We start from the raw sequence: 26,953 nt of genomic DNA on the forward strand, positions 1-26,953 counted from the left end.
GGCCTGCGAATCACGCCAGGCATGGGCGCCCATGGGCTTACAGGTACTTCACTTCAAGGGTGGCTGAACCGTCGAGGGTGACCTCGTTGCTCAGGTCCAGGCCATCGGTGCGGGCGATAGAGGTATCCACCACCAGCTCCGTCACCAGTTCCTTGACCGAGGCCGGCTGTGTGGCGTCATCCATCGTGGCGACCGACATATACAAGCCTGCGTCCCAGAGTTTTTCGCTGTACCAGGTATTGCCACCGTCCCCGGAGGCAATGGTTTGCATCGGCGTACCGTCGGCGACGGCATTGCGCAGCGTCAGTTGAAACCAGCCGAGTTTCTGGGTGCCGTTGATCAGGCCCAGGCCGTAGTCGGAGGTGGATATCGATGACCCGGCACGGTTGTCGACGGAGTGCAGGGCAAATTGAATCGGTGCATCGCAGGTTACCGCCATGGTCATGACGTGAGTCCCGATGTGCGTGGCGTTATCCGGGCGCAGGTCTTTGGCGGAAATCTTGCCGTGGTCGATGACCCCGCCGCTGGTCAGGTTGGGTGTGCAGGCACTGGGCACGATCAGGCCCTTGACCGTCAGGTCTACGGTGGAGGCCGCATAGGTGGAAGCGCAGGTCAGCAGCATCAGGCTGGTGGCGACGGTACTGAGCAGTATCTTCATGGTGATCGAACTCCTTTCGCTAAGAGGGTGGTTACAAGTACTTGAGCTGGACCGTGGCGTGCCCGTCGATGGGGACTTCGTCCAGCAGGGTCAAGGTGTCGGCAGGGGCGACATGGGTATACAGGCGGATCTCGGCGTCAAAGTCCCGAACGGCGATAGGCAGCCGCTGATCGCCGATTGCCACGGCCGTCAGTTTCATGTGATTGAGCTGATTGGTCGGCTCCCAAGTCACACCGCCATCGCTTGAAGTAATGATGGTTGCGGCGATGCCATCCGCCACCGGTGTGTACAGGTGAAAGGCGGTGCCGCCGAGCTTTTCATCGTTTGGCGTCATACCCAGGCCATGCCAATGATCGTGGTTGGCCGACGAGCCAGTGCGGTTATCAATGGTATTGAGGGTGAAAAATGTCGGCCCTTCGCAGCGCACACTCAATTGCATGCTTTGGTTGGGCAGCACGGTGTGTTGCTCTGCATTGAGCGACTTGGCCGACATCTTCCCGAATTCGATCACACCGCCACCGGAGACCAGTGGGGCACAGGCACTGGGGGTGATGCTGCCTTTGACAGTCAGGTCGGTGGTGCTGGCGGCAAACGCTGGCGGAGTGAACAGCAGCATCAGCATGAGCCGCGAGGCTAGAGCGTTCATAGGCACGGTTTCCTTGTCAGGAGGGTTCAACGGATCGTCGGGTTACAGGTACTTCACTTCCAGGGTCGCCGAACCGTCCAGAGCGACTTCGTCGGTCAGGGTCAGGGTGTTTGCCGGGGCGATCCAGGTGTTGAACAAGACTTCCACGGAGGCATTTTCGAGGGGGTGGGGCAAGTAACCGACATCCGGAACGAAGCTGCCGAATGCAATCAATCGGTTCGGCGCGACGTAGTCATCGTCCCATTGCATCCGCCATGCGCCGTCGCGAAATTGCAGCATATCGGACGGGATATCGGCGACCGGGTTACGCACGATCACGACATACAAGCCGAGTTTTTCCGTGCCGTTGATCAGTCCCAGCCCGTAGCCTGCGATGTTGCTGTTGGACGATGTCCCGGCCCGGTTATCGACTGGATTGATCGCAAACAGAGTCTGGGCCTCGCAGTTCACCGTCAACTGAAGGGTTTTGTCTTCAAGTCGTGTCGTTCCGTCCTGATTCAAGTCTTTGGCCGAGATCTTCCCGAAGTCGACCGTACCCGGCAGTGTGAGGGTGCAGGCGCTTGGAGTGATCAGGCCCTTGACGGTCAGGTCCACGCTGCTGGCGGCAAAGGTGGATGTAGCACTGGTGAGCAACAGGGCGGCGCTCAACAGGATTAGGGACTTGCTCATTTCTATACGTTCCACTACAGGGCTGGCTGATAAAGCGCGCGCACGGCATCGTCCGGTCTTTCGGCGAAGGCGGCGAGCAAGGCGGCGGGTTGTATTTGGTCAGGGCCGCTTAAGTCAGCGAGACCATTCCCTCTTTGCGGGGTGGCGGCAATTTAGCCGGGGGGCGGGATGGGGGAAATACAACTATTACGACAATCGAAGTAACAGGTATTTGGGCGTTAGTTCGTGGGAATTTATGCTCTAAGTCGTAGGAAAACTGGATTTTTCGTAGTTGTTGTATCGTCTTTTTTACATCCTTAGGGATATTCATTGTTGCTTATGACAGTCATATGAGCACCACGGGAATGTTGCACGCTGTTCGTTGATCTGGCTGTTGCATCTTCCAACCCCACTCAGATGGGTATTGATGAACTCATGGGCTGAACAATCAATGTAAGCGCAGTGAGGTGACCATGGTGACAAGGGTATTTTCCAATCAAGTACCTGTCCTGAAGTTGGCACCCTCGCCCCCACCACCGCTAGTGGAGGCGCCGGCGTGTTGTGCAGGTGCGATCGCGTGGCCGACGCGTGCCCGCCTGATCGACATTTTCGGCAGTGATGAGATGGTGAACCGGGCGCTGGCCAGCCTGATGGATGAAGCACGTGAAGACAACGCGTTGTTGGACCTGGCGCAGGCCCGCGCCGATGCGTCATTGGTGGTGGAGCGGTTGCACCGACTGGTGGGCAGCCTGGCGTTCGTCGGGGGCGTTGACCTGGAGCGCCGCGCCGAGCAGTTGATCGCTCGAGTCCAGGCCCGTGGTGTGGTGGCGAATATGCCGCAGTTGCAAGTCTTTCAGCGTAACTTGCGCGTATACATTGCTTATCTAAGCCGGTTATGAATCCTTGGAATAGAGAGCCTTGTAGGATGTTTTTCCTTTGTGCTGGAGGCTTTGTATGTAGGTAGTTTCTTTTTGTTTTGTAGGTATAAGTTTGTCAGCTATCAAACACGGGTCGCGGTCCGGAACGTGTCGCACCGAGTGGTTGTTGACGCGCGAGGACACAGGTATTTTTGCGCCAATTCCAGTTGCCATCATTCGTGGGTATTTATGCTGCGTGTAATTATTGCCGACGATCACCCCATTGTGCGCATCGGGCAACGGGTGGTGATTGAGGCGGGCGGTAGATGCAAAGTGGTCGGTGAGGCCGACGGTCCCGATGAATTACTCCGGTTGTTGAGTACGGTGGCGTGTGACGTGCTGGTGACTGACTTCGCCATGCCGGGTGGTCAGCAGGCGGACGGCTACGGGTTGCTGGGATTGTTGCGACGCCAGTACCCGAATTTGCCAGTGATTCTGGTCACCATGTTTGCCAATGTGGCGACGTTGCGTGCTTCCTTTGCCCATGGGGCACGGGCGATTGTCGCCAAGAGCGCCTCGGCCAGGGAGCTGCCCACCGCCATCGGTACAGTGATCAAGGGCGAGACATTTGTCAGTGAATGCCTGCGGGCCCAGTTGGTGGAGGCGGGCACCGGAGATCAACTGCAACAACCGCAGTTATCCAGCAAGGAACGCGAAGTGGTGAGGATGCTGGCCAGCGGCATGACCGTCAGCCAGATTGCTGCCCGGGTCAATCGCAGTATTTCCACGATCAGCAAGCAGAAAAGCACCGCCATGAGCCGGCTGTGCATTTCCACCGACGTGGATCTGTTTGCCTATGCCCGCAGCTGCGGCATGGTGCCGTAGCGCCGGGTGGGTCATTCCCGGTGTAAATGGCGATAGAGTTTTACCGGCGCCCGGACTATCTTGGACGGCTTAAAACCCCTGGTTTGGAACCTGCCCATGAGCGACGCACACAACGCCCTGATCACCGAGTTCTACAGCGCCTTCCAGCGGCTGGATGCCGAGGCCATGGCGGCCTGCTACACCGAGGATGTGCTGTTCAGCGACCCGGCTTTCGGTGAATTACGCGGGCGTGACGCCGGCGATATGTGGCGCATGCTCACTACCCGGGCCAAGGATTTTTCCCTGACGTTCGACCATGTACGCAGCGATGAAACGACCGGCAGCGCGCATTGGGTCGCGACTTACCTGTTCAGCGCCACCGGCAATACGGTGGTCAACGATATCGGCGCGCGGTTCGTGTTTCGCGATGGCAAGATCTGCGAACACCACGACCACTTCGACCTGTGGCGCTGGTCGCGTCAGGCTCTGGGCCTCAAGGGCCTGTTGCTGGGCTGGTCGCCGGCGCTGAAAAACGCCGTGCGTGCCAAGGCACTCAAAGGCCTCAGGGCATTTCAGGCCGGTCGTTGATAAGCTTGGCGCTCTTCTGGTTTGCCGAATCGACCCGTGACTGATCCTTCTGAACCCAAACCCTGGTTTGTGTACCTGGTACGCGCCGCCAATGGCGCGTTGTATTGCGGCATCAGCAATGACCCGGTGCGCCGTTTTGCCTCTCATCAGAGCGGCAAGGGCGCACGGTTTTTCCTGTCCAGCCCGGCGGTCGCGCTGGTGTACACGGAGCAATGCGCGAGCAAAGGCGAGGCGTTGCGTCAGGAACGCTTGATCAAGAAGTTGAAGAAAAGCGCCAAGGAATGCCTGGCGGCGAGTGGCTCATTGATTTGATTGATGGGTTGCCATCGTCCCCACGCGCGGTGTTGCAGGCTAAGCTAGTGGCTCACTCGCCAACGGAGCCGGGCATGTCCGAGCTGATCCTGCACCACTACCCGCTGTCCCCATTCGCTGAAAAAGCCCGCCTGTTGCTGGGCTTCAAGGGCTTGTCCTGGCACTCGGTGCATATCTCGCCGGTGATGCCCAAGCCTGACCTGACCGCCCTCACCGGCGGCTATCGCAAGACCCCGGTGTTGCAAGTCGGCGCCGATATCTACTGCGACACCGCGTTGATCGCCCGGCGCCTGGAGCAGGATAAAGCGGCACCGGCGCTGTTTCCCCAAGGCCTGGAACTGGTCACCCAAGGCTTCGCGGCCTGGGCGGATTCGGTGGTGTTTTCCCATGCCGTAGCGCTGGTGTTCCAGCCCGAATCCCTGGCGGTCAAATTTGCCAAGGTACCGCCGGAGCTGCTTCAGGTGCTGGTGGCTGACCGCGGCAAACTGTTCAGCGATGGCACGGCAGCCCGTGTGCAACTCGACCAGGCCAAGCACCAATGGCCGGTCATCATCGGCCGCATTGATCAGCAATTGCAGCACGCGCCTGGGGATTTCCTGTTCGGCGAACCTTCGATTGCCGACTTTGCCCTGGCGCACCCGCTGTGGTTCCTCAAAGGCTCTTCGGTGACGGCGCCGCTGGTGGACGCCTATCCCGCCGTAGTCGCCTGGCTTGACCGCGTGCTGAGCTTCGGCCATGGCACTGCTACCCAGATGAGCGCCGAGCAAGCCCTGGACGTGGCGCGCAATGCCACACCGGCGGCGCTGCCCGAAGCGCTGTTCGAGGACTTGAACGGCTTCAAGCCCGGCCAGCAGGTGAGCATCTCGGCCACTGACTACGGCACCGACCCGGTCGTGGGTGAGCTGTTGTTTGCCGGGCGCGAGGAACTGATCCTGCGCCGCACCGATGAACGCGCCGGCACCGTGCATGTGCATTTCCCACGCTGGGGATTCCGCATTCAGACGCAATAAATAAAAATATTTGCCAACAAAGGTGAGGTAAATCGCCCGCCCATCCGTGTAGTGCTTGAAACTGCGATCTATTCGCATTAATAGCGTTTTCTACACGGGTTCTCACAGCATGAAGTCGACGGCGGGCGGTTTGGTTAAACAGTGGCTGGGAGCCTCGGTATTGGCGGTGTCGGGGCTGGCGTTGCTGCCCCTCGGCGTGGCGCAGGCGCAGGAGCAGCAAAGCGCCCAGTTCACCTTTGCCCTGGCAGCCAAGCCGCTGCCCCAGGCCCTGAGCGATTTCAGCCGGGTCACCGGGATCAGCGTGATCTACACCGATGAAGCGCCTTACGGCCTCAGTGCCCCGGCGGTCAGCGGGCAAATGAGTGCCAACCAGGCCCTGCAACGTCTGCTGGGCAACTCCGGCTTCACGTTCCGCCAGATCGACGCCCGCACCTTGGCCCTGGAACCGGTGCCCACCGATGGCGCGCTCAACCTCGGCGCGACCACCATCAGCGGCGTCGGCCAAACCGAGGACAGCACCAGCTACCAGCCCCCGCCCACGAGCTCGGTGATGCGCTCCCGTGCTTTGCTGCTGGAAACCCCGCAAACCGTCAACGTGGTCCCCGCCCAAGTGCTGCGCGACCAGACCCCGCGCAATCTGGATGATGCCCTGGCCAACATCAGCGGCATCACCCAGGCCAATACCCTGGCCAGCACCCAGGACGCGGTGATGCTGCGCGGTTTTGGCGACAACCGTAACGGTTCGATCATGCGCGATGGCATGCCGGTGGTGCAGGGCCGGGCGTTGAATTCAACCGCAGAACGGGTCGAAGTGCTCAAGGGCCCGTCGTCGCTGCTGTATGGCATCCAGGACCCGGGCGGTGTAGTCAATATCGTCAGCAAAAAGCCGCAACTGACCCAGGCCACGTCCCTGACCGTGCGCGGCTCGACCTTCGGTGACGGCAAGAACGGCAGCGGTGGCAACCTCGACACCACCGGCCCCATCGGGGATTCGGGCCTGGCGTATCGCCTGATCGTCGACCATGAAGACGAAGACTACTGGCGCAACTTCGGCACTCACCGCGAGTCACTGGTGGCGCCGTCCCTGGCCTGGTATGGCGATTCAACCAAGTTATTGTTCGCCTACGAACACCGCGAATTTCTCTCGCCGTTCGACCGCGGCACGGCCATCGACAAGTCCAACCACCCATTGGACATCCCGGCCACTCGCCGTCTGGATGAGCCGTTCAACAACATGGAAGGCCGTTCCGACCTGTACCGCTTTGAAGCCGACCACGACTTGAACGACGACTGGAAAGCCCATTTCGGCTACAGCTGGAACCGTGAAACCTACGACGCCAGCCAGGTGCGCGTCAGCGCGGTGAGCACCAACGGCACCCTGACCCGCAAGATGGACGGCACCCAGGGCGCGATCACCACTGACCGCTTCACCACGGCGAGCCTGGAAGGCAAGGTCAATGTACTGGGCATGCAGCATGACCTGGTGTTCGGCCTGGACGACGAGTACCGCAAGATCTACCGCGCCGACCTGATTCGTCAGGATTCGCGCTCCACGTTCAACTACAACAACCCGGTGTACGGCAACGAAGTCGCGGGCACCAACGTCAGTGCTGCCGACAGCGCCCAGACCGACCTGTTGCGCAGCGACTCGCTGTTCTTCCAGGACGCGATTCACCTGACCGACCAGTGGATCTTCGTGGCCGGTGCGCGCTATCAGATGTATGACCAGTACGCCGGCAAGGGCGTGCCGTTCAAGGCCAACACCGACGGCAACGGCCAGGCCTGGGTGCCGCGTGCCGGCCTGGTGTATCGCTACACCGATGAGCTGTCGTTCTACGGCAGCTACACCGAGTCGTTCAAACCCAACTCCACCATCGCCCCTTTGCTCGATGGCAGCACGCTGACCGGTGACCTCACGCCTGAGGAATCCAAGTCGTGGGAGCTGGGCGCCAAGCTCGATATCCCGGGGCGCATCACCGCCAGTGCCGCGTTGTTCACTATCGACAAGCGCAATGTGCTGGTGTCGGTAGGCTCCGGTGCGAACACCGTCTACAGCATCGCGGGGCAAGTACGTTCCCGTGGCCTGGAACTGGACGCCACCGGCCAGTTGACCGACAAGTGGAGCCTGATCGGCAGCTACGCCTTTACCGATGCCGAAGACATCAAGGACAACAACCCGGCGCTTGAAGGCAACCGCCTGCAAAACGTGGCCAAGCACACCGGTTCGCTGTCGGTGGCCTACGATTTCGGCAACATTTTCGGCGGCGATCAGTTGCGTGTCGGCACCGGTGCGCGGTATGTCGGCGAGCGCGCAGGTGACGCCGCCAACGACTTCAACCTGCCGGGCTACACCGTGGCGGATGCCTTCGCCACCTACGACACCAGGATCGAGGGGCAGAAGGTCAAATTCCAGGTCAACGTGAAGAACCTGTTCGACCGCGTCTACTACACCTCGGCGGCCAGTCGCTTGTTTGTGTCCATGGGCGATGCGCGGCAGGTGTCGGTGTCCAGCACCCTGGAGTTCTAAACCCCGGCGGGTTCCCTGTAGTGAGCGGGCTTGCCCCGCGTTGGGCTGCGAAGCGGCCCCCAAAACAGGTTCTGCGGTGTTCCTGAAAAAACACGGCGGCATTAGTAAGGGCGGCTTCGCCACCCAGCGCGGGGCAAGCCCGCTCGCCACAAAGATACGGAGCTGTTAGCGTTGCGGCCATTAATGGCTTTGCGGAACACAGTACCGATGCACTTTGGACGATGGCTACACCTGCTGTGCCTGAGCGTTTTACTGGGCGGCTGCGCGAGTGTTTCGCAGCCTTCCACGCCTTCAACACTGGATCACCTGCTGGCCGATCCTGCCCTCGATGGCGCCACGGTTTCCGTCATGGTGCGCGACGCCCGCAGCGGCAGCACCCTCTATCAACACAATCCGCGCACACGCCTGATCCCGGCCTCCAACCTCAAGTTGCTCACCACCGCTGCGGCGATGGATGTGCTGGGGCCGCAATACCGCTTCTCCACCCAACTGTTGAGCGACGGCACCCGGCAAGGTGAAAGTCTTGCCGGCAACCTGTACCTGCGCGGCCTCGGCGACCCGACCACGCAGTTCGCCGACTACCAGGCATTGGCCGTCCAGCTGGCCAGTCAGGGCGTGCGCCAGGTGCAAGGCGACCTGGTGTTCGATGACACGTGGTTCGATGCCGAGCGCCTGGGCGTGGATTGGGCCCAGGACGACGAAAGTACCTACTACGGCGCGCAGATTTCGGCGCTGACGGTGTCGCCGAATGCGGATTTTGACGCGGGCACCTTGCTCGTCACGGCGAAGGCTCCCGTCGCACTGGGCCAGCCAGTGAGCGTGGTGGTGAGCCCGTCCACTGACTACGTGCAACTGAGCAACCGTGCCGTCAGCGGCCCCGGCAACAGCTACGGCATCACCCGCCAGCACGGCACCAACCTGCTGCAACTCACCGGCGCGCTCGCACCGGGCAAGCAAAGCCGGCAATGGGTGAGTGTGTGGGAACCGACGCAACTGGTGGCCAATCTGTTTGAGCAGGCCTTGGCGCAGCAGGGCATCCGGGTACTGGGGCGGCGGGTGATCGGGGGCGTCAGTCCCAACACGGCCACGCTGTTGGCGGAGCATCAGTCGGCACCGCTGCAGGCGCTGATCACGCCGCTGCTCAAGCTCTCGAACAACAACATGTCCGAAGCGTTGCTCAAGGCCATGGGCCGCAAAACGGCCAACGCGGGTACGGCGGCGGCGGGCGTGGCGGCGGTAGCGGCGTTCATGCAGCGCCAGGGCCTGGACCCGGCGACGCTGAGCCAGGTGGATGGCTCAGGTTTGTCGCGACGCAACCTGGTGTCGGCGCAGAACCTGACGGATCTGCTGCTGCTCACCGCCAAGCAACCCTGGTTCGACGCCTGGTACAACGCCTTGCCGATTGCCGGCAATGCCGACCGTATGACCGGCGGCAGCCTGCGATATCGCCTGCGCGGGACGGCTGCCCAAAACAACCTGCACGCCAAGACCGGCTCCATGGCCGGCGTATCATCGTTGAGCGGCTATATCACCGATGCCGAGGGACGGCGCCTGGTATTTTCGATGATCAGCAATAACTACGTCAGCGACGCAGCCCCTATCCGCGACCTCGAAAACCGCCTGGCGCTGGCGCTGTCCCAGTGGCACGACTAGCTCAGGGCTGGTAGCCCATCCGCCAACTCACGGCCCGGGTCGCCGCCAGCAAGCGCTGCGCCGCCGGGCCATCTTCGTCGGCGTGGAACAGCGAGGTGGGACCGACCACGGTCATCACCGCCGCCACTTGCCCGACCGCGTTGAACACCGGCGCCGACAACGCATCCACCCCCGGCATCAGCAGGCCATGCACAAAGTGCAGGCCGCGCTGGCGGATCTGTTCACAGGCCGTGGCGTAGGCCTGGTCGTTGGCGAGGGCATGGGCGGTACCGGCCTGGATTTCACGCTCACGCAACTCGACGGTTTCCCGCGACGGCAGGAAGGCACTGAACACCAGCCCGGTGGATGAACTGAGCAGCGGTAACACCGAACCCAATTGCGTCACCACCGTCACGGCGCGCACGGCCGGTTCGATCTGTACCACGGTTGCGCCCTGGTTGCCCCATACCGCCAGAAAGCAGGTTTCATTCAAATCGTCGCGCAGCTCTGCCAGGGGCATCGCGCCGACTTTCAGCACGTCCATGCTACCCAGCGCGGCCAGGCCCACACGCAACGCTTCGCGCCCCAGGCCGTAATGGTTGGTGGCGGTGTTCTGTTCGGCAAAACCCGAGGCGATCAGCGCCTGTAGATAACGGTGCACCTTGCTCGCCGGCATCTGCACATGGTCGGCCAGCCGCGACAGCGACGTGGAGGGCGACAGTTCGGCCAAGGCCTTGAGGATATCGGTGCCCACTTCGGCCGAGCGGACTTTCTGTTTACCGGTGTCGCGGGGCTTTTCCATGGAGAGGCGAGAATCCGAGAGATGAATGGGCGTCTTTATAGCTTGACGGTCGACAGCGATCAAATTACGTTATGCGTAACTGGATTACGATAAAAACAACTTCCGCATAGAGGATGATCCATGAACCTCGAATACCTGTCGGGCTTCGGCAATGAATTCGCCAGCGAAGCCCTGCCCGGCGCCTTGCCGGTCGGGCAGAACTCCCCGCAAAAAGCGCCCTACGGGCTGTATACCGAACTGTTTTCCGGCACCGCCTTCACCATGGTGCGCAGCGAAGCCCGCCGCACCTGGCTGTACCGCATCCAGCCATCGGCCAATCACCCGGCGTTTATCAAGCTGGAGCGGCAGCTGACCGGTGGCCCTTTGGGCGCGGTGACGCCCAATCGCCTGCGCTGGAACCCGTTGGATCTTCCGACTGAGCCGACGGACTTTATCGACGGCCTGGTCGGCATGGTGGCCAACGCCGGGTCGGAAAAACCCTCGGGCATCAGCATCTATAACTACTGCGCTAATCGCTCCATGGACCGTGTGTTCTTCAATGCCGACGGCGAACTGTTGATCGTGCCCGAGCAGGGCCGCCTGCGCATCGCCACCGAATTGGGCGTGCTGGACGTCGAGCCGTTGGACATTGCGGTGTTGCCCCGTGGTCTCAAATTTCGCGTTGAGTTGCTGGATGCACAAGCGCGCGGTTACGTCGCCGAAAACCATGGAGCACCGCTGCGCCTGCCGGACCTGGGGCCTATCGGCAGCAACGGCCTGGCCAACCCGCGTGACTTCCTCACGCCGGTGGCCCACTACGAAGACCTCAAGCAACCGACCACGCTGGTGCAGAAGTTCCTCGGTGAACTGTGGGCCTGCGAGCTGGACCATTCACCGCTGAACGTGGTGGCCTGGCACGGCAACAACGTGCCGTACAAATACGACCTGCGCCGTTTCAACACCATTGGCACGGTAAGTTTCGATCACCCCGACCCGTCGATCTTCACTGTATTGACCTCGCCCACCAGCACCCACGGCCTGGCCAACCTCGACTTCGTGATATTCCCGCCGCGCTGGATGGTGGCCGAGAACACCTTCCGTCCGCCGTGGTTCCACCGCAACCTGATGAACGAATACATGGGCTTGATCCAGGGCGCCTACGACGCCAAGGCCGAAGGCTTCCTGCCCGGCGGCGCGTCGCTGCACAGCTGCATGAGCGCCCACGGCCCGGACGGCGAGACCTGCACCAAAGCCATCAACGTGGACCTGGCGCCGCACAAGATCGACAACACCATGGCCTTCATGTTCGAGACCAGCCAAGTGCTGCGTCCGACCCAGTTCGCCCTGGAGTGCCCGCAACTGCAACCTTCTTATGACGCGTGCTGGGCCTCGCTGCCCGCCACCTTCAACCCGAACCGGAGATAACCCATGACGCAGCCAACCCTTACCCGCAGCTGGGTAGCCTCCGCCAACGGTCACCGCGATTTCCCCCTGCAAAACCTGCCGCTGGGGGTGTTCAGCATCAATGGCTCGGCCCCGCGCAGCGGCGTGGCGATTGGCGACGCGATCCTCGACCTGCACGCCGCCCTGGATGAGTTTGAAGGCGAGGCCCGCCGAGCCGTTGAATCCACCGTGGGCGGCCAGTTGAACGCCTTTTTCGAGCTGGGCCGTGGCCCGCGCGTGGCCTTGCGCGAGCGCCTGCTGGAACTGCTGGCGGAGGGCAGCAAACTGCAAACCCGTGAAGCGCAGGTGCTGCACCGCGCCGCCGATTGCCAGATGCACCTGCCGGCGAAGATCAACGACTACACCGACTTCTACGTCGGAATCGAGCACGCGCAGAACGTCGGCAAACTGTTCCGCCCGGATAACCCGCTGCTGCCGAACTACAAGTACGTCCCGATCGGTTATCACGGCCGCGCCTCGACCATTCGCACCTCGGGTGCCGAGGTACGTCGCCCCAAAGGCCAGACCTTGCCGGCCGGCCAGACTGAGCCGAGCTTCGGCCCCTGCGCACGCCTGGACTATGAGCTGGAACTGGGCATCTGGATCGGCCAGGGCAATGCCATGGGCGACTCGATTGCCATTGGCGATGCGGCCGAGCATATCGCCGGTTTCTGCCTGCTCAATGACTGGTCGGCGCGGGACATCCAGGCCTGGGAATACCAGCCGCTGGGGCCGTTTCTGTCGAAGAGCTTCATCACCACCATTTCACCGTGGGTGGTCACGGCCGAAGCCCTGGAACCGTTCCGTAAAGCCCAACCAGCGCGGCCCGAAGGCGATCCGCAACCGCTGCCGTACCTGCTGGATAACCGCGATCAGGCGGCCGGCGCGCTCGATATTGAGCTGGAAGTACTGCTCACCACGGCGTCGATGCGCGAGCAAAACCTGCCGGCCCATCGTCTGGCCCTGAGCAACAGCCTGCATATGTACTGGACCGTCGCGCAGTTGGTGGCGCACCACAGCGTCAACGGCTGCCAATTGCAGGCCGGCGACCTGTTCGGTTCGGGCACCTTGTCCGGCCCTGAGGCAGGGCAGTTCGGTAGCCTGCTGGAGATGACCGAGGGCGGTAAGAAGGTCATCGAACTGCCTTCCGGCGAAGTGCGCAGGTTCCTTGAAGACGGTGATGAAGTCATTCTGCGCGCCCGTTGCAACCGTGAAGGCTTTGCCTCCATCGGCTTCGGCGAATGCCGTGGCACCGTGGTCGCGGCGCGCTAGGAGGGCAGGGCGATGGAACTCTATACCTACTACCGTTCAACGGCGTCATACCGGGTGCGCATCGCCCTCGCGCTCAAGGGCCTGGATTTCACTGCGGTGCCCGTCAACCTGCTGGTGCCGGCGGGTGGCGCCAATCGCCAGCCCGAATACCTGGCCATCAACCCCCAAGGTCGCGTCCCGGCCTTGCGCACCGATGAGGGCGAGTTGCTGATTCAGTCCGCGGCGATCATTGAATATCTGGACGAACGTTATCCACAGGCGCCGCTGCTTTCCAAGGACATGGTCACCCGTGCCCATGAACGCGCAGTGGCGTCGATCATCGGCTGCGATATTCACCCGTTGCACAATTCCAGCACCCAGAACCTGCTGCGTCAGTGGGGGCATGATGAAGTGCAGGTGCTGGAGTGGATCGGGCATTGGATCAGCCTGGGGTTGGGTGCGGTGGAGCAGTTGATTGGCGATAAGGGTTATTGCTTTGGCGAGCAGCCGGGGATGGCGGACGCATTCCTGATTCCCCAGTTGTATGCGGCGGAGCGCTTCAAGGTGCCGTTGGGGGCATATCCGCGGATCGGCAGGGTGGCGGCGTTGGCGGCGCAGCATCCGGCATTTATCCAGGCCCATCCTGCCAGCCAACCCGATACGCCTTGAATGATCGTTCCCACGCGCGGGAACGATAAAAACCTTGATGTTCCTGTTTGCCGGCACCTTCGCCATCGGCATGGCCTGGTTTTACCGATCGATTGAAGAGCAAGGTTCACTGTGGCAAGTCCGCTCGCCACAGGACAATTTGCTGCTGAAAAGTCGTGGGTTCAATGCACCACGAAGTTGGGCGGCAGGTGCCCCAGCCGCTCAGTCAGGCGTAGGCGTTGGATCGGGTCTTCGCTGAGCATCAGCGCGTGTTCGAGGTCGAAGCGCTCGGCGTTGGGGCAGTCCAGGCGCTGATACAGGCTGGCCCGCGCGAGGTAATCGGCAGCGCTGGCATTGCCCAGTTCCAGCACGCGCTCGGCGTCGATCAACGCGGCCAAAGGGTTGTCATTGGCCAGGTGCAACTGGCGCAGGTTGCGGGACAGCCGTTGCAGGATCGAACGGGGTTCGGCGGTGTGCAGGTGGTCGACCTGCAACTTGAGGTTGGGGCCGTACTGGCGTTGCAGCAGCTCGCGGCAATCGTTGGGGTACAGGCGTCGCCCGCCGCAGGGGTCCAGCAGGTGATCGGCACCGGGCACCCGCAACAGGAAGTGGCCGGGGAAGTTGACGCCGACCATGGGGATGCCCAGGCGTCGAGCCAGCTCCATGGCAATCAACCCCAGGGCCAGGGGCTGCCCGCGTTTGCGTTGCAACACCTTGTCCAGCAGGGCGGCGGCGGGGCGCAGCGGGGTGAAGTCATCCTGGGCGAAGCCGAGGTCATTCATGCGTCGCAGCAAGGGCTGCCCCAGTTCGTCCGCCGGCAGCATGGGCATGCCCTGGTTGACCTGTTGCTCGAGCAATTTCAGGTCCTGCATGATCAACGCCGGTAGCACCGCCGGGTCATGCTCGGCGGCAATCCACAGCGCGGCTTCAAACAGCGCGGGGGGCGAACGTTCCAGGCAGGCGAAAAAGGCTTGGCGGGGATTCATTGCTTTCTCCGGCAGATGCCCCGTTTTAGCCTTGCTGGGAAATTTCGTCCAGTGTCTTGAGAGATATCCTACGTGCTTATGTCGCAGGGCCTGCAAAACCGAGCGGCTTATTCCAGCGCACTTCGGCAGTTTTCTGCCGCAAGCCTATACTTGGCGACACAAGAAGTGATTCGGGAGCTCGACGATGTTTGCTCTCATGCACAGCACCCGCCTTGAATCGCTGCACCTGAGCATCGACCCGGTGACGGGGTTGAAGGCGGTCATAGCCATCCACAACAGCCGCCTGGGCCCAGCCCTGGGTGGTTGTCGCTACCTTGCTTACCCCGACGATGAAAGCGCCGTGGCGGACGCCGCGCGCCTGGCCCAAGGCATGAGCTACAAGGCCGCCCTGGCCGGGTTGCCGGTGGGTGGCGGTACGGCGGTGATCCTGCGCCCCGCCCATGTGGAAAACCGTGCGGCACTGTTTGAAGCCTTCGGTCGTTGCATCGAGCAACTCGACGGTCGCTACATCACCGCCACCGACAGCGGCACCTCGGTCGCCGACATGGACTGCATCGCTCAACACACCCGTTTCGTTACCAGCACCACCGCCGCCGGGGACCCTTCGCCCCATGCCGCCATGGGCGTGTTCGCCGGTATCCGCACCACCGCCATGGCCCGTCTGGGCAGCGACAACCTCGAAGGCTTGCGCGTGGCCATCCAGGGCCTGGGCAACGTGGGCTTCGCCCTGGCCGAACAACTGCACGCCGCCGGCGCCGAACTGCTGGTCAGCGACATCGATCACGGCAAGGTGCAACTGGCCATGGAACAGCTCGGCGCGCACCCGATCGCCAACGACGCCTTGCTCAGCACCCCGTGCGACATCCTCGCACCCTGCGGCCTGGGCGCTGTGTTCAACCGCCAGAGCGTCGGCCAGCTACGCTGCGCCGCCGTGGCCGGTTCCGCCAGTGCGCAACTGACCAACCTGCAAGTGGCCGACCAACTCGAAGGTCGCGGCATCCTCTACGCCCCGGACTACGTGATCAACTCCGGTGGCCTGATCTACGTCGCCCTCAAGCACAGCGGCGCCGAACTGCCGACCATCACCGCGCACCTGTCCAATATCGGCACGCGCCTGACCGAAATCTTCGCCCACGCCCAGGCCGAAAAACGCTCCCCGGCACGGGTCGCGGACGAACTGGCCGAGCGTTTGCTCTACAAATAGGCCAGGCATTAAAAAGGCCCTGAATCATGGACTCAGGGCCTGTTCAATTCGGAGTTTATTCCGCCGGTGCGTTCAGCAACTCGGACAACGCGTCCGGTTGGCTCTTGAACGCCTTGGCGAACACATCGCGATTCTTCGCCATGTAGATCCCCGCTTCTTCCACCTGCTGCTCGCTCAGGGACGGCACGGCTTTTTGCAACACTTCTGCGAGCAACTCAGCGAGTTCAAGCATCTTGTCATGACGGTCAGCTTCGGCTTTATCCATGAACAAACGCTCCAGATCTCGGCTGCTGCGGTATACCACTTCGACGGCCATTCACCACCTCACATGCCTTCACGATAGTTGTCTTTTTCGACTACTGTATTTATATACAGCTAAAAGGGTAAGCCAAACTGTGGGGTTTGGGTAGCAGTTTTTTAATGTAGCCGGGAAATAGGGGTTTGCTACACCGGAAATTTCTGACAACTTGCCGGGGTTGCGCTGGAATTGTCCGGTGGCTTACTTTCACCGGGCGCTGCAAATGCAGCTAGCGGGCTTGGCGGCCCAACAAGGAAGCGCAACAACACCCCTATAAGACTGCAGGCGTTTTTTGCATTTGCATTCTTGTGTCATGGCGGGTTGCGCATGGACCCTTCGGGGTGCCGGGTTGTTCCTTACCGGTCCGCCAACCTTGTGCAATCCGTCACCCAACCTGCTTGGCGGCAGGCAGTGATGGTTTCTTAACTAAGGAACTAATCTATGAAAAAAATCACTCCCAACCCCCGTCCACCGATTCGACGCTATTCAGCGTCACGCCTGAAGCTGACACAGAAACCTTACTGGCTAACGCCAGCGAAACCCTGAACAGCGCCCGTGAAATGGCTAATATGCTGGCATTCGACCTTGAAGGTCCGCAGCGAAGTCTGGTATTGGCCATTCACCAATTGGTTGAGATTGGCGGTCTGTTAGTCGACCAAGCGCTAGAGAAAGTCGCACCAGTTTGATGCCAAGCCCTCTGACCGTTCCTACGTTTATGGGAACGGTCAAAAAATAGTCACAAATGGCTTCGATTTTTCCTGTTACTCACTTCATCGCTCGGAGCACGACAGTAAAAACTCCAGCGACTAGACTCCTTCTTCATCGACAACGGAGGCTTTATGGACACTTCCTTTTCCTGAGGTATCCCCGCAGATACCGAAGAGCAGGCCGACAGCTATGACCGCTGGTTTCGCGCCAAGGTACAGGCCGCTCTTGATGATCCAAGCCCTGGCATTCCTCATGATGAAGTGATGGCAGAGATGCGCGCGTTAATCGAATCCAAACGCAAGAAAGGCGATGCTGATTGAGTGGGCTCCCGCAGCGCGGGTGCAACTCCGGCAAATTACTGATTACATCAGCGACCGCAATCCAGTTGCTGCGCTTGAGCTAAACCAAGCAATAGAAGCCTCCGTGCTGGCTCTTTCTCGTAGGCCCCATCTTTACCGCCCTGGGCGTGTCATCGGCACGCGAGAGATGGTGGTACCACCCGAATTATCTGGTCGTTTATAAGGTGACAGACAACATTCGGGTCATCTCGGTTTTACACGCCCGCCAGCGATATCCTTGAAAAATCCGCTTCTCGGATGGGCAAAGTATCTAGTCTGCTCATCCTCCCACGTGTCTCATGTCATCCCGCCATCATCTTATATCCGCCTCTGGCCTTTTTTCTGCATGCAGAACAACCGTCACGTCCAACCTGCACTATCCGGTCGAACCGACCTAAGGAAGCACCATCGTGAAATTTAATTGGGCCGAAAAGCTGCGCCATCAAGTCCATGGGCTGGCCGAGTCCCTGGGTAACCTGTTTGTCGAGTCGTTCCACTACCTGGCGTTGTTCGCCATCGGTGCGGTGACCGCCTGGGCAGCGGTGATGGAATTTCTGGGGATGCTGGAGAATGGACACATCAAGATCGATGACATCTTGCTGCTGTTCATCTACCTGGAATTGGGCGCGATGGTCGGGATTTATTTCAAGACCAACCACATGCCGGTGCGCTTCCTGATCTACGTGGCAATCACCGCGCTGACGCGTCTGTTGATCTCCAACGTGTCCCACCACAACCCGCCCGACCTCGGCATCATCTACCTGTGCGGCGGGATTCTGCTGTTGGCGTTTGCGATTCTGGTGGTGCGTTACGCGTCGTCGGCGTTCCCGTCGGTGAAGGTCGAAGGCCCGCGTCGCAAGGGCGAGGCGAGCCTGGAAACCGAGAAGGGTGAGCTTTAAAGCCCGACGCTGAAGGGCAGGGCGCGGGCCGGTGGCCGCTGCAACAATTTGTGGCTGTCGCCGTCCGTCATCACCGTCAGGATCTCCATGGCGCTGTGGCCCTGCTCGATGGCAATGCCGAATTGAATGCTCTGCACCAGGCGTTTAAGCCGTTGCGGATCGTTGCGCTGTTCGGCGCTGATCATGCGTTTGGCCACTACGCCCGTCTCATCCGAGAGGGTGAGCATGATGCTGCCGTCGAGCCGTTGGATGCTCAGGTTGACGCGGTATTTTGGGGTGAAGGTGTCGGTGATGATCTGAAAAGGATTGTCCATGGTGCGTTACCGCCTGATAAGAACATGCAGTCATTGACGACCGGTGTCGTGATTAGTTCGCGTTGCCTGACCACCGGCCACTCCGTCGCTGAGGTTGTACAAATTCCGTTTACCTCATGAGCTGTACAGCAAAGGGCGTGCCGTACAGCGATCTGTCAAACAATGAGCTGCTTATGTGGGAGGGGGCTTGCTCCCGATAGCGGTGCATCAGTCAATGAATACTTGGCTGATGCACCGCTATCGGGAGCAAGCCCCCTCCCACATGGGTTCTGTGTTGTTATTGAGATCGGTGATCCGTTTCAGGGCAACACGGAAAAAACGATCGCTGACAGCGCAATCAGCACTCCACCCAGCTGACCGCCAGGCCGCCCCGTGACGTTTCTTTGTATTTGTCATGCATGTCGGCGCCGGTATCGCGCATGGTGCGGATCACCCGGTCGAGGGAAATGAAGTGCTTGCCGTCGCCGCGCAGGGCCATTTGCGTGGCGTTGATGGCCTTGACCGCGGCGATGGCATTACGCTCGATGCACGGCACTTGCACCAGGCCGCCGACTGGGTCGCAGGTCAGGCCGAGGTTGTGTTCCAGGCCGATTTCGGCGGCGTTTTCCAGTTGTTCGGGGCTGGCGCCGAGGATGTCGGCCAAGCCGGCGGCGGCCATGGCGCAGGCTGACCCGACTTCGCCCTGGCAGCCGACTTCGGCACCGGAGATTGAGGCGTTTTTCTTACACAGAATGCCGACGGCTGCGGCGGCCAGGAAGAAATTGACCACATCGTCGTCGGACGCGTCGGCGTTGAACTTCATGTAGTAATGCAGCACCGCCGGGATGATCCCCGCCGCGCCATTGGTCGGCGCGGTGACCATGCGACCGCCCGCGGCATTTTCTTCGTTGACGGCGAGGGCGAACAGGTTGACCCATTCCATGGCCGACAAGGTCGAGGTGATCACATTGGGTTTGCCGATTTCCAGCAGGCTGCGGTGCAGTTTTGCTGCGCGGCGGGGCACGTCCAGGCCACCTGGGAGGATGCCTTCGTCACGCAGGCCTTGTTCCACGCATTCGCGCATCACCGACCAGATATGCAGCAGGCCGCTGCGGATCTGTTCATCGCTGCGCCATGCGCGCTCGTTGGCCATCATCAATTCGGAAACCCGCAGGCCATGCTTGTTGCACAGGGCCAGCAGTTCGACGGCGCTGGAAAACTCGTAAGGCAATTGCACATCGCTGGTCGGTGCAATGCCCGAAGCGGCTTCAGCGGCGTCGATGATGAAACCGCCACCCACCGAATAATAGGTTTGCTCACTCAGCAGGCCGTTGTCCCCGTAGGCCTGCAGGGACATGGCGTTGGGGTGGTAGGGCAGGCTTTCGTCCAGCAGTAGGAGGTCGCTTTGCCAGTTGAAGGCAATTTCATGCTTGCCGGCCAGTAACAAGCGACCGGACTCGCGCAGTTGCTGGATACGCGGGTTGATCGAGGTGGGATCGACCTGATCCGGCCATTCGCCCATCAGGCCCATGACACAGGCACGGTCGGTGGCGTGGCCGACACCGGTGGCGGACAGCGAGCCATACAGGCGCACTTCGACGCGGCGCGTTTCACCCAGCCATTGCTGGTCGCTCAGGGCTTGGACGAAGGTCGCCGCCGCGCGCATGGGGCCGACGGTATGGGAGCTGGAAGGGCCGATGCCCACCTTGAATAGATCGAAAACGCTGATAGTCATGCTAAAGCCTTACAAGCAATGGAGTAGGAATCGCTGCCATGTTTTGTAGGACGAGCGCAATTGGCGTGATACTGAGCCTCTGGATCAGCGCTGACCAACGAATTATCCTAAGACACCCTTTAGCAGGACTAAATCCTATGGCTCGCCCTCTCAATGGCCAGACTTATGTCTGGCTGCACGTGTTTTCCTGCGCTGCACGGCATTTGTCGTTCACCCGCTGCGCCGAGGAACTGCACATCACACCGGGGGCGGTGAGCCAACAAATCCGCCAGTTGGAGGAGCGTCTTGGGTTTCGGCTGTTTCATCGACGAGCGCGAGGTGTGGAGCTGAGTGCCGAGGGCCAGCGCCTGGCGGCAACGGTGGGGGAGGCTTACGGCAGCATCGACGCCGAGTTGCAGCGCCTGGACGCGGGGATGATCAGCGGCACCTTGCGCCTGCGCTCGATCCCGTCGTTTCTCGGCAAGTGGCTGACTCCACGTTTACCGCGCTTGCAGCAGCGCTTCCCGGATATTCAACTGCGTATGGTCGCCGAGGACAGCAGCATCGCCCTGCACGAAGGTGACTTCGACCTCGCCATCGACCTCAATGACGGCAGCTACCCCGGGCTGTTATCCACAGCCCTGTTGGATGAGCAGATTTTCCCGGTGTGCGCGCCGAGCCTGTTGCGAGGGCGGCCGCCGTTGCACGGCCCAGCCGACCTCGTGCATTTCCCGCTGCTGCACGACATTACCGCCTGGCGTGGGAGTTATGAGTATGCGGAGTGGGAGTTCTATCTGAATGCCATCGGCTACCACGACGCAGACGTACGCCGTGGCCACACCTTCAACCGCAACCACCTGACCATCGAAGCCGCCATCGCCGGCATGGGCGTGGCGATTGCGCGACGCACCTTGCTCAACGATGAGCTGGAACGCGGCACCTTGATCGTACCGTTCGGCCTCGCGGTGCCCAACCACAAACGCTATGTGCTGCTGTATGCGCCGGGCGCGCTGAGCCATCCGGGCGTGCGCGCGGTGCATGACTGGCTGGTAGAGGAAGCAGGGATTTTTCGCGCCTTGCACCCGCTGGGAGAGGGGCAATTGTGAGGATCGCAGGGCGTAAGAAGATGTAACTAACTCCCCACCCTAACAGCGTTTTTGCTTGTCGTCAGGGTTAATTTGTAATGTAGGATTTATCTTTGCAAAGGGGTTGAAATGTTTCTCTGGCTGCTCAATTGTGTAACCAAGAGGTCATGGTTTCACCACCCCGGTGTTGCAGTTTGTGACCTCCCGCGAGCTAGCTGAAATAAGGGAAGAACTATGCAAATCCAAGTCAATAGCGATAACCATATTGAAAGCAGCATCCGACTGGAGGAGTGGGTACGTACTACCATTGAGAGCACGCTCGAACGTTATGAAGAAGACCTGACCCGAGTGGAGGTCTACCTGCGGGATGAGAACGGCGACAAGCCCGGTCCCCACGATTTAAGTTGCCGCCTGGAAGCGCGGCCTAAAGGCCATCAACCGCTGTCGGTGTCCGCCAAGGGCGATACCTTGGAACAGGCGATTGACAGTGCGGCCACCAAGCTTGATCACGCGTTGGAACATCTGTTTGGCAGACTGCAAGGCAAGCCCCGCGCTGCCGCGAAAAACCAGCCCATCAACAAAGTGAACGAAGACGCGCTGGAACAGGAATTCCTGGAAAACGAAAACGCTGTCATCAACGGCTAACTTTTTTCACCCCCTGCAAACGGGCCTGCATCTGCAGGCCCGTTTTCGTTTAGCGGCCGCGTCGGAAAAAATACCGGCTCAACAGCGCCAACCCGCCAGCACCCCACCCGGCAAACAGCATCGCCCAACCGGTGCCGTGGCGCAGTGCCGCCTGGGCGTCGTTGACTGTCAGCCCCATCGACTCGAGTTTTCCTGCGGCAATGTTTTGACTGATAACCGGCCAATCCATTGCCGTGGTGGCGGGCAGCACCTCGGCCAGTTGATGGCTGATCCCCAGCAACAGCACCCACCCCATCAGGGCAATGTTGAGCGCCAGGGTGATCAGCCGCGCACTGAGGTCGATGCCTGAGGCCATGCCCGCGCGGTCCGCCGACACCGAACCGGTGGTGGTGTTGGTGGTGGGCGAGTTGGTCAGCGCCAGGCCTACGCCGGCGATCACGCAACCGAGCAGCACCATCTCGATACGTGGGTGCTCGGCGCCGTTGACGGCGGCCATGGCCAGAAAGCCCGCGCCCATCAGGCCCAGGCCCAGGGGGATGATGCGTTCGGCGCCATAGCGCAGGGCCAGGCGCTCGGCCAGCGGCGGCACCAGCAAGGTCGGCAGGGTGTAGGCGAGCAACGCGGCGCCCGTGGTCAAGGTGTCGTAACCCAGGCCCGCCTGAAAGTACAACGGCAGGTAGATCATGAACGGCCAGAAGCTGAAGTTCATGCCGATCGAACCCATCAACGCGCCGTTGAAACGCTGGATGCGGAACACCGAGAAGTCGAACATCGGGTGCGCACTGCGAAGCTCGACCGTGATGAACAGCAGCAAGCCGAGCACCGACAACGCCGCCCAACCGAGCATGGCCGGTGTGCCGAAGCCGTGCTCGCTGCCTTGGGTGATGAAGTACACCAGGGCAAACACCGACACGGTCAAGGTGAGCATGCCGGCGATGTCCAGGCGACGGGCGGCCGGGTCACGGGACTCCTGCACGCTGATGCGCAGCAGCACCAGGGTGAACAGGGTGAGCGGCACGTGCACGAGGAACACCCAACGCCAATCCGCCACCGCCAGGATCAAGGCGCCGATCATCGGTCCGAAGCCCAGGCCCACGCCGGCAATCACGCCCCATATTGCAAACGCCCGTGCCCGCGCTACCGGTTCGCTGAACAGGTGCGACAGGATGGCGAACTGGCAAATCATCATCGCTCCGGCGCCGATGCCCTGGACAAACCGCCCCGTGATCAGCAGCGAGGCATCCTCGGCCAGCCCGCAGGCCAGCGAGGCCAGGCCAAACACCCACAGGCACAACACCAGCATGCGGCGGCGACCAAAGCGATCCGCCAATGTGCCCGCTGCCATCAGCACGCTGGTGCAGGCGAGGGTGTAGGCGTTCATGATCCATTGCGCGTCCTGGAAGCCCGTGCCCAATTCTCGCTCGAGCGTCGGCAGGATCACCGGGACGCTGGAAATCTCCAGGCCGAACATCAGGGCGACGAGGCACACGGCAGTGAGGGCCAGCCCATCCCTGGCGGTACGCGGGCGGCTGGCGGCGGTTAACGTGGCGGCGGGTGGCATGGGATTCTCCTGTGGATGGGTATCGGGGTATTTTCAGGGGAGCAAGGTTCGTTATTCGTGATAAGTTTTCTGTTCATAGGGGAATCAAAGGCGACAATAGAGCCATGGCCACACCGCGTTTTGATGGCGTTGAGCTGTTTCTGCACATCGTCGAAAGCGGCAACCTGACTGAGGCCGCCGAACGGCTGAATCTCACACGCTCTGCGGTTGGCAAGGGCCTGGCGCGATTGGAGGCACGACTGGGCACGTGCCTGCTGCAGCGCTCCACCCGCCGCCAGCGTCTGACCGAGGATGGCCAGGCGTACTACGAGCATTGCCTGCGGGCGTTGGCGGAACTCGAGGCTGCCGAGTCAGTGCTGGAAAGCGGCCGGCAACAGCCACGCGGACGTTTGCGGGCCAGCTTGCCGCTGGCCTTCGGGCACCACTATGCGGCCCCGGCATTGTGGGGATTGATGGCGCGTTATCCGGAACTGGAGATCGAGATCAGCTTCGCCGATCGGCTGGTGGACCTGGCACAGGAGGGCTTCGACGTCGCCGTGCGAATCGGCCCGCTGCCCGACACCGACCGCCTCAGTGCTCGTCGCTTGGGCGAGCAGGCCATGGGACTGGCGGCGTCACCGGCGTACTTGCAGCGCGTTGGGCCGATTGAATGCATTGAAGACCTTGCTGACCACCGCGGCATCGCCTATCGCAGTACCACCCCGCAGCGCAATCGCGTGGCTTCGCCGTTAATGATGGACGACCTCCAGGCCGTGGCCGATGCCGCCATCGCGGGCGTCGGCCTGACCTGGTTACCGAGTTGGTTGATTGCGCATTACGTGCTGCGTGGGCAGTTGGTCGCGGTGTTGCCCGACTATCGCGACCAACCTGCGCCCATCCATGTGATCTGGCCCACGGCCGTCCATATGCCGGCCAAGACACGTTGTGCAATCGATGCGTTGGTCGCGGCCACCCCCAGTTGCCTGGCGGGCAGTTAGAACGCGATGGAGGTCTGCACGTACACCGTACGCGGTTCACCAACGTATTTGCCCTTGTTGTTATCGTCGAACGAGCGCGTGAAGTACTGCTTGTTGAAGATGTTCTTCACGCCGACCGCCACGTTCAAGTCCGACAGTTGCGGGCCGAAATCATAGGCCGCGCGGCTGCTGAACAGCATGTAGCCGGGGATGCGTCCGTTGGCGCCGTCAGCGGTCTCGGCCTCGGTGTTGGCGTTATCGGCGAACTGGCTGCTCTGGTAGCTGCTGTCCACATTGAGTTTCCAGCGCCCTTCGGTGTAACCCACGCCGAGGGTGCCCTTGTGCTTGGACGAGAAGGGCACGCGGTTGCCTTTGTTCGGGCCGTCTTCGCGGATGGTGGCGTCGACGTAGGCGTAGGTGGCGTACACATCGAAACCGGCCAACGCCGGGCTCAAACCATCGAGGGCGTAGTTGACGCTGGTTTCAATACCCTGGTGGCGCGTCTCGCCGCGGGCGATCACCGAATCGTTGGTCTGGTTGCTTTCATATTGGTTGTCGAAGTTGATCAGGAACGCGCCGATCTCCGCGCGCAAGGTGCCGTCGTCATAGCGGGTACCCAGTTCCCAGGTGCGGGCTTTTTCCGGTTTCACTTCACCGCTGGTCACACGGTTGGGCATCTGGCTGTACTGCACGCTGCCGAATGAACCTTCGGTGTTGGCGTACAGGTTCCAGTCGTCGGTCAGGTGATAGAGCACGTTCAACGCCGGCAGCGCGGTGTTGTAGTCGCCTTTGTATTTGACGTTGGTCAGGTTGTTGCTCTGCTGGGACTCGATCATCTCGTAGCGGATGCCCGGGGTGATGGTCCATTTGCCGATATCAATCCGGTCATCGATGAAGAACGCATTGGCTTCGGTGCCGCCGCGGGTGTCGCGGTCATTGCGGCTGTCGGTGCTGGGGATTTGCTGGTTATTGGCGGAAATCGGCGTGCGGTAGCGCAACTCGTGGCCGGCTTCGTTGATGTAGCGGTAGCCGACGCCCACTTCATGGCTGGTCGGGCCGAGGTCGAAGCCTTGGGCGAAACGGGTTTCCACGCCGCGCACCCAGTATTCACGCGGGGACAGCGACAGGAAGGTGCCCTGGTCCAGGTAGCCACTGCGCAGGGTCTTGGTGAAGAAGCTGTTGACGGTGAATTCGCGGCGGTCCTGCTCGTAGCGATAGCCGACGTTGAACATCGTACGGCGGCCCCAGAATTTGTCGTAGGGGCGGGTGGACTGATACGGATCGGCCTTGTAGTCCGCGACGTTCAAGCCCCCAGGCATATCGGCCTGGCCTTCGTAGTACTGCGCCATGGCGTTGAAGCTGTTGGCGTCGTCGAGCTGGTATTTGCCTTTGAGGATCAGGTCGTCGATGCGCGTGTTGCTGTTTTCGCGCCAGTCGCCGCCACGGGTGCCGGAATACAAAATCGCGCCACCCAGGCCATTCTCGGCAGTGCCGCCGGCCAGCAGGTTGCCGGTGGTCTTGAAACCGTCATGGCTGGAAGACGGGCTGGTTTCGGTCTGCAAGCCACCTTTGACGGTGGGCGCATCCGGGATCGCGCGGGTCACGAAGTTGACCACGCCGCCGACGTTCTGCGGGCCGTAGCGCACCGCGCCGCCGCCACGTACCACGTCCACGGCGTCCATGTTGCCCATGCTGATCGGCGCGAAGGACAACTGCGGTTGGCCGTACGGCGCGAAGGGCACCGGGATGCCGTCCATCAGCACCGTTGAGCGCGATGCCAGGCGCGGGTTGAGGCCGCGAATGCCGAAGTTCAGCGCCATATCATGGCTGCCGGTGCCGTTATTGTCCGGGGCGTTGACGCCGGGGATGCGATTGAGCACGTCCTTGGCCTGGGTAGCGCCCTGGCGTTCGAACTCTTCGCGGCGGATCACGTCACGGGCGCCGGGGTGTTCGAATACATTGGTTTGTGCCGCATCGCCGAGCCAGTCGCCGACCACACTGGAGGTCGCCAACTCGACAGTCGCCGGCGCTGTTGCCGGTTGCAGGCTGTACGCATTGTCGCCCTCGGCGCGGGCTTGCAGACCGGTGCCTTCCAGCAACTTTTGCAGGCCCTCGGCAGCGCTGTAGTTGCCGGACAAACCACGGCTCTGCATGCCCGCGGTGACCTCGGAACCGAAGGAAATCAACACCCCGGCTTCGCGGCCAAACTGGTTCAGGGCTGCTTCCAGCGAGCTTGGGGCGATGTGATACGGCTTGGCATCGGCCGCCATCACGCCAGGCAGTACGGTGAAGCTGAGGCTGGCGCCCAGTAGCAGTTGGCGCAAGGTGCGGGCGAGGAGGGTGGGTTGCTGGGGCATGAAGGGCGGTCCTGAGAAGGAAGGATCAAGGTGGCTTTCCTTCT

The 26,953-nt window shown here is 61.3% G+C and carries 27 protein-coding genes and 1 pseudogene; 18 read left to right on the forward strand and 10 right to left on the reverse strand.

What is annotated here, in order from left to right; all coding sequences use genetic code 11:
- Positions 1–37 precede the first annotated feature (37 nt).
- From ACHPFG_RS06010 to ACHPFG_RS06020, 3 genes are read right to left on the reverse strand one after another with little or no spacing between them, the layout of a single operon-like run.
- Entirely contained in the window at positions 38–658 is a 621-nt protein-coding gene (locus ACHPFG_RS06010) for a DUF1120 domain-containing protein (RefSeq protein WP_131698331.1), read from the reverse strand.
- 31 nt (positions 659–689) lie between these two features.
- A complete protein-coding gene (locus tag ACHPFG_RS06015; protein ID WP_131698330.1) occupies positions 690–1,304 on the reverse strand; it encodes a DUF1120 domain-containing protein in 615 nt (204 codons plus the stop codon).
- A 42-nt stretch (positions 1,305–1,346) separates the two neighbouring features.
- Positions 1,347–1,973 carry a DUF1120 domain-containing protein gene (locus ACHPFG_RS06020; protein ID WP_131698329.1) on the reverse strand — a complete coding sequence of 209 codons (627 nt, stop codon included), beginning with the start codon at positions 1,971–1,973 and terminating at the stop codon, positions 1,347–1,349.
- A gap of 629 nt (positions 1,974–2,602) precedes the next feature.
- Here ACHPFG_RS06020 and ACHPFG_RS06025 point away from each other — a divergent pair.
- The 7 genes from ACHPFG_RS06025 to dacB all read left to right on the forward strand — a co-directional run bounded on the left by ACHPFG_RS06025 (position 2,603) and on the right by dacB (position 9,763).
- Positions 2,603–2,851: a hypothetical protein gene (locus ACHPFG_RS06025; protein WP_145622915.1), complete on the forward strand. Its 249-nt coding sequence runs from the start codon at positions 2,603–2,605 to the stop codon at positions 2,849–2,851.
- Between the two features lie 207 nt (positions 2,852–3,058).
- Positions 3,059–3,694, forward strand: coding sequence for a response regulator transcription factor (locus ACHPFG_RS06030; protein WP_131698327.1), 636 nt, complete (start codon positions 3,059–3,061; stop codon positions 3,692–3,694).
- Positions 3,695–3,790: 96 nt separating this feature from the next.
- Positions 3,791–4,261 (forward strand): nuclear transport factor 2 family protein, encoded by a 471-nt coding sequence (locus tag ACHPFG_RS06035; protein ID WP_431701832.1) that lies wholly within the window; start codon positions 3,791–3,793, stop codon positions 4,259–4,261.
- 36 nt (positions 4,262–4,297) lie between these two features.
- Positions 4,298–4,573, forward strand: a complete 276-nt coding sequence (locus ACHPFG_RS06040) for a GIY-YIG nuclease family protein (protein WP_090409144.1) — start codon at positions 4,298–4,300, stop codon at positions 4,571–4,573.
- Positions 4,574–4,647: 74 nt separating this feature from the next.
- Positions 4,648–5,583: a glutathione S-transferase family protein gene (locus tag ACHPFG_RS06045; RefSeq protein ID WP_431701833.1), complete on the forward strand. Its 936-nt coding sequence runs from the start codon at positions 4,648–4,650 to the stop codon at positions 5,581–5,583.
- Positions 5,584–5,692: 109 nt separating this feature from the next.
- Positions 5,693–8,110: a TonB-dependent siderophore receptor gene (locus tag ACHPFG_RS06050; RefSeq protein ID WP_431701834.1), complete on the forward strand. Its 2,418-nt coding sequence runs from the start codon at positions 5,693–5,695 to the stop codon at positions 8,108–8,110.
- Between the two features lie 207 nt (positions 8,111–8,317).
- On the forward strand, positions 8,318–9,763 hold the full coding sequence (gene dacB / locus ACHPFG_RS06055) for a D-alanyl-D-alanine carboxypeptidase/D-alanyl-D-alanine endopeptidase (protein WP_431701835.1): 1,446 nt from the start codon (positions 8,318–8,320) through the stop codon (positions 9,761–9,763).
- A 1-nt stretch (position 9,764) separates the two neighbouring features.
- On the opposite strand, the gene ACHPFG_RS06060 is transcribed toward dacB, so the two are convergent.
- A complete protein-coding gene (locus ACHPFG_RS06060) occupies positions 9,765–10,544 on the reverse strand; it encodes an IclR family transcriptional regulator (RefSeq protein ID WP_131698323.1) in 780 nt (259 codons plus the stop codon).
- Between the two features lie 120 nt (positions 10,545–10,664).
- Here ACHPFG_RS06060 and hmgA point away from each other — a divergent pair, with 120 nt between their 5' ends.
- Genes hmgA through maiA form a run of 3 tightly spaced genes read left to right on the forward strand, consistent with a single transcriptional unit; the run spans position 10,665 to position 13,886 of the window.
- On the forward strand, positions 10,665–11,948 hold the full coding sequence (gene hmgA / locus ACHPFG_RS06065) for a homogentisate 1,2-dioxygenase (protein WP_431701836.1): 1,284 nt from the start codon (positions 10,665–10,667) through the stop codon (positions 11,946–11,948).
- A 3-nt stretch (positions 11,949–11,951) separates the two neighbouring features.
- Positions 11,952–13,238: a fumarylacetoacetase gene (fahA, locus tag ACHPFG_RS06070; protein WP_431701837.1), complete on the forward strand. Its 1,287-nt coding sequence runs from the start codon at positions 11,952–11,954 to the stop codon at positions 13,236–13,238.
- A 12-nt stretch (positions 13,239–13,250) separates the two neighbouring features.
- The gene (gene maiA / locus ACHPFG_RS06075; RefSeq protein WP_431701838.1) at positions 13,251–13,886 is read left to right on the forward strand and encodes a maleylacetoacetate isomerase; all 636 of its coding nucleotides are present in this window, start codon (positions 13,251–13,253) and stop codon (positions 13,884–13,886) included.
- A gap of 161 nt (positions 13,887–14,047) precedes the next feature.
- Here the strand turns inward: maiA and ACHPFG_RS06080 are convergent, their stop codons facing one another.
- Positions 14,048–14,851 carry a SirB1 family protein gene (locus ACHPFG_RS06080; protein ID WP_145335242.1) on the reverse strand — a complete coding sequence of 268 codons (804 nt, stop codon included), beginning with the start codon at positions 14,849–14,851 and terminating at the stop codon, positions 14,048–14,050.
- Between the two features lie 184 nt (positions 14,852–15,035).
- Here ACHPFG_RS06080 and ACHPFG_RS06085 point away from each other — a divergent pair, with 184 nt between their 5' ends.
- Complete coding sequence (locus ACHPFG_RS06085) at positions 15,036–16,055, forward strand: Leu/Phe/Val dehydrogenase (protein WP_027604689.1); 1,020 nt, start codon at positions 15,036–15,038, stop codon at positions 16,053–16,055.
- Positions 16,056–16,110: 55 nt separating this feature from the next.
- Here the strand turns inward: ACHPFG_RS06085 and ACHPFG_RS06090 are convergent, their stop codons facing one another.
- Positions 16,111–16,371 carry a YebG family protein gene (locus ACHPFG_RS06090; protein ID WP_012722374.1) on the reverse strand — a complete coding sequence of 87 codons (261 nt, stop codon included), beginning with the start codon at positions 16,369–16,371 and terminating at the stop codon, positions 16,111–16,113.
- 323 nt (positions 16,372–16,694) lie between these two features.
- On the opposite strand from ACHPFG_RS06090, the gene ACHPFG_RS06095 reads away from it, so the two are divergent.
- The 4 genes and pseudogenes from ACHPFG_RS06095 to ACHPFG_RS06110 all read left to right on the forward strand — a co-directional run bounded on the left by ACHPFG_RS06095 (position 16,695) and on the right by ACHPFG_RS06110 (position 18,298).
- Positions 16,695–17,039: a DUF6124 family protein gene (locus tag ACHPFG_RS06095; protein WP_431701839.1), complete on the forward strand. Its 345-nt coding sequence runs from the start codon at positions 16,695–16,697 to the stop codon at positions 17,037–17,039.
- Between the two features lie 177 nt (positions 17,040–17,216).
- Positions 17,217–17,381: a type II toxin-antitoxin system RelB family antitoxin gene (gene relB, locus ACHPFG_RS06100; RefSeq protein WP_431703444.1), complete on the forward strand. Its 165-nt coding sequence runs from the start codon at positions 17,217–17,219 to the stop codon at positions 17,379–17,381.
- Positions 17,371–17,641 (forward strand): annotated as a pseudogene (locus tag ACHPFG_RS06105) (type II toxin-antitoxin system RelE/ParE family toxin). The gene relB and the pseudogene ACHPFG_RS06105 overlap by 11 nt, the downstream one beginning before the upstream one ends.
- 168 nt (positions 17,642–17,809) lie before the next feature.
- On the forward strand, positions 17,810–18,298 hold the full coding sequence (locus tag ACHPFG_RS06110) for a phosphate-starvation-inducible protein PsiE (protein WP_027604688.1): 489 nt from the start codon (positions 17,810–17,812) through the stop codon (positions 18,296–18,298).
- On the opposite strand, the gene ACHPFG_RS06115 is transcribed toward ACHPFG_RS06110, so the two are convergent.
- Positions 18,295–18,612, reverse strand: coding sequence for a DUF3509 domain-containing protein (locus ACHPFG_RS06115; protein WP_131698318.1), 318 nt, complete (start codon positions 18,610–18,612; stop codon positions 18,295–18,297). The two genes, ACHPFG_RS06110 and ACHPFG_RS06115, sit on opposite strands and share 4 nt — an antisense overlap.
- A 337-nt stretch (positions 18,613–18,949) precedes the next feature.
- Positions 18,950–20,326: an L-serine ammonia-lyase gene (locus ACHPFG_RS06120; protein ID WP_431701840.1), complete on the reverse strand. Its 1,377-nt coding sequence runs from the start codon at positions 20,324–20,326 to the stop codon at positions 18,950–18,952.
- A gap of 137 nt (positions 20,327–20,463) precedes the next feature.
- Between ACHPFG_RS06120 and ACHPFG_RS06125 the strand changes: the two genes are divergently transcribed.
- Entirely contained in the window at positions 20,464–21,411 is a 948-nt protein-coding gene (locus tag ACHPFG_RS06125) for a LysR substrate-binding domain-containing protein (protein ID WP_131698316.1), read from the forward strand.
- 213 nt (positions 21,412–21,624) lie between these two features.
- A complete protein-coding gene (locus tag ACHPFG_RS06130; RefSeq protein ID WP_027604683.1) occupies positions 21,625–22,035 on the forward strand; it encodes an HPF/RaiA family ribosome-associated protein in 411 nt (136 codons plus the stop codon).
- 49 nt (positions 22,036–22,084) lie between these two features.
- On the opposite strand, the gene ACHPFG_RS06135 is transcribed toward ACHPFG_RS06130, so the two are convergent.
- Positions 22,085–23,596, reverse strand: a complete 1,512-nt coding sequence (locus ACHPFG_RS06135) for an MFS transporter (RefSeq protein WP_431701841.1) — start codon at positions 23,594–23,596, stop codon at positions 22,085–22,087.
- A 104-nt stretch (positions 23,597–23,700) separates the two neighbouring features.
- On the opposite strand from ACHPFG_RS06135, the gene ACHPFG_RS06140 reads away from it, so the two are divergent.
- Positions 23,701–24,573 carry a LysR family transcriptional regulator gene (locus tag ACHPFG_RS06140; protein ID WP_431701842.1) on the forward strand — a complete coding sequence of 291 codons (873 nt, stop codon included), beginning with the start codon at positions 23,701–23,703 and terminating at the stop codon, positions 24,571–24,573.
- On the opposite strand, the gene fecA is transcribed toward ACHPFG_RS06140, so the two are convergent.
- Complete coding sequence (fecA, locus tag ACHPFG_RS06145) at positions 24,570–26,909, reverse strand: TonB-dependent Fe(3+) dicitrate receptor FecA (RefSeq protein ID WP_431701843.1); 2,340 nt, start codon at positions 26,907–26,909, stop codon at positions 24,570–24,572. The genes ACHPFG_RS06140 and fecA overlap by 4 nt on opposite strands.
- Between the last annotated feature and the right edge of the window lie 44 nt (positions 26,910–26,953).

It is taken from the genome of Pseudomonas sp. BR20 (genome assembly GCF_050780135.1).
Classification (GTDB): domain Bacteria; phylum Pseudomonadota; class Gammaproteobacteria; order Pseudomonadales; family Pseudomonadaceae; genus Aquipseudomonas.

Excerpts from the sequence above, each read along its gene's own strand:
- ACHPFG_RS06010 (WP_131698331.1), bottom strand. The coding sequence starts at position 658 with ATGAAGATACTGCTCAGTACCGTCGCCACCAGCCTGATGCTGCTGACC.
- ACHPFG_RS06015 (WP_131698330.1), bottom strand. The coding sequence starts at position 1,304 with ATGAACGCTCTAGCCTCGCGGCTCATGCTGATGCTGCTGTTCACTCCG.
- ACHPFG_RS06020 (WP_131698329.1), bottom strand. The coding sequence starts at position 1,973 with ATGAGCAAGTCCCTAATCCTGTTGAGCGCCGCCCTGTTGCTCACCAGT.
- ACHPFG_RS06025 (WP_145622915.1), top strand. The coding sequence starts at position 2,603 with ATGGATGAAGCACGTGAAGACAACGCGTTGTTGGACCTGGCGCAGGCC.
- ACHPFG_RS06030 (WP_131698327.1), top strand. The coding sequence starts at position 3,059 with ATGCTGCGTGTAATTATTGCCGACGATCACCCCATTGTGCGCATCGGG.
- ACHPFG_RS06035 (WP_431701832.1), top strand. The coding sequence starts at position 3,791 with ATGAGCGACGCACACAACGCCCTGATCACCGAGTTCTACAGCGCCTTC.
- ACHPFG_RS06045 (WP_431701833.1), top strand. The coding sequence starts at position 4,648 with ATGTCCGAGCTGATCCTGCACCACTACCCGCTGTCCCCATTCGCTGAA.
- ACHPFG_RS06050 (WP_431701834.1), top strand. The coding sequence starts at position 5,693 with ATGAAGTCGACGGCGGGCGGTTTGGTTAAACAGTGGCTGGGAGCCTCG.
- dacB (WP_431701835.1), top strand. The coding sequence starts at position 8,318 with ATGCACTTTGGACGATGGCTACACCTGCTGTGCCTGAGCGTTTTACTG.
- ACHPFG_RS06060 (WP_131698323.1), bottom strand. The coding sequence starts at position 10,544 with ATGGAAAAGCCCCGCGACACCGGTAAACAGAAAGTCCGCTCGGCCGAA.
- hmgA (WP_431701836.1), top strand. The coding sequence starts at position 10,665 with ATGAACCTCGAATACCTGTCGGGCTTCGGCAATGAATTCGCCAGCGAA.
- fahA (WP_431701837.1), top strand. The coding sequence starts at position 11,952 with ATGACGCAGCCAACCCTTACCCGCAGCTGGGTAGCCTCCGCCAACGGT.
- maiA (WP_431701838.1), top strand. The coding sequence starts at position 13,251 with ATGGAACTCTATACCTACTACCGTTCAACGGCGTCATACCGGGTGCGC.
- ACHPFG_RS06080 (WP_145335242.1), bottom strand. The coding sequence starts at position 14,851 with ATGAATCCCCGCCAAGCCTTTTTCGCCTGCCTGGAACGTTCGCCCCCC.
- ACHPFG_RS06085 (WP_027604689.1), top strand. The coding sequence starts at position 15,036 with ATGTTTGCTCTCATGCACAGCACCCGCCTTGAATCGCTGCACCTGAGC.
- ACHPFG_RS06090 (WP_012722374.1), bottom strand. The coding sequence starts at position 16,371 with ATGGCCGTCGAAGTGGTATACCGCAGCAGCCGAGATCTGGAGCGTTTG.
- ACHPFG_RS06115 (WP_131698318.1), bottom strand. The coding sequence starts at position 18,612 with ATGGACAATCCTTTTCAGATCATCACCGACACCTTCACCCCAAAATAC.
- ACHPFG_RS06120 (WP_431701840.1), bottom strand. The coding sequence starts at position 20,326 with ATGACTATCAGCGTTTTCGATCTATTCAAGGTGGGCATCGGCCCTTCC.
- ACHPFG_RS06125 (WP_131698316.1), top strand. The coding sequence starts at position 20,464 with ATGGCTCGCCCTCTCAATGGCCAGACTTATGTCTGGCTGCACGTGTTT.
- ACHPFG_RS06130 (WP_027604683.1), top strand. The coding sequence starts at position 21,625 with ATGCAAATCCAAGTCAATAGCGATAACCATATTGAAAGCAGCATCCGA.
- ACHPFG_RS06135 (WP_431701841.1), bottom strand. The coding sequence starts at position 23,596 with ATGCCACCCGCCGCCACGTTAACCGCCGCCAGCCGCCCGCGTACCGCC.
- ACHPFG_RS06140 (WP_431701842.1), top strand. The coding sequence starts at position 23,701 with ATGGCCACACCGCGTTTTGATGGCGTTGAGCTGTTTCTGCACATCGTC.
- fecA (WP_431701843.1), bottom strand. The coding sequence starts at position 26,909 with ATGCCCCAGCAACCCACCCTCCTCGCCCGCACCTTGCGCCAACTGCTA.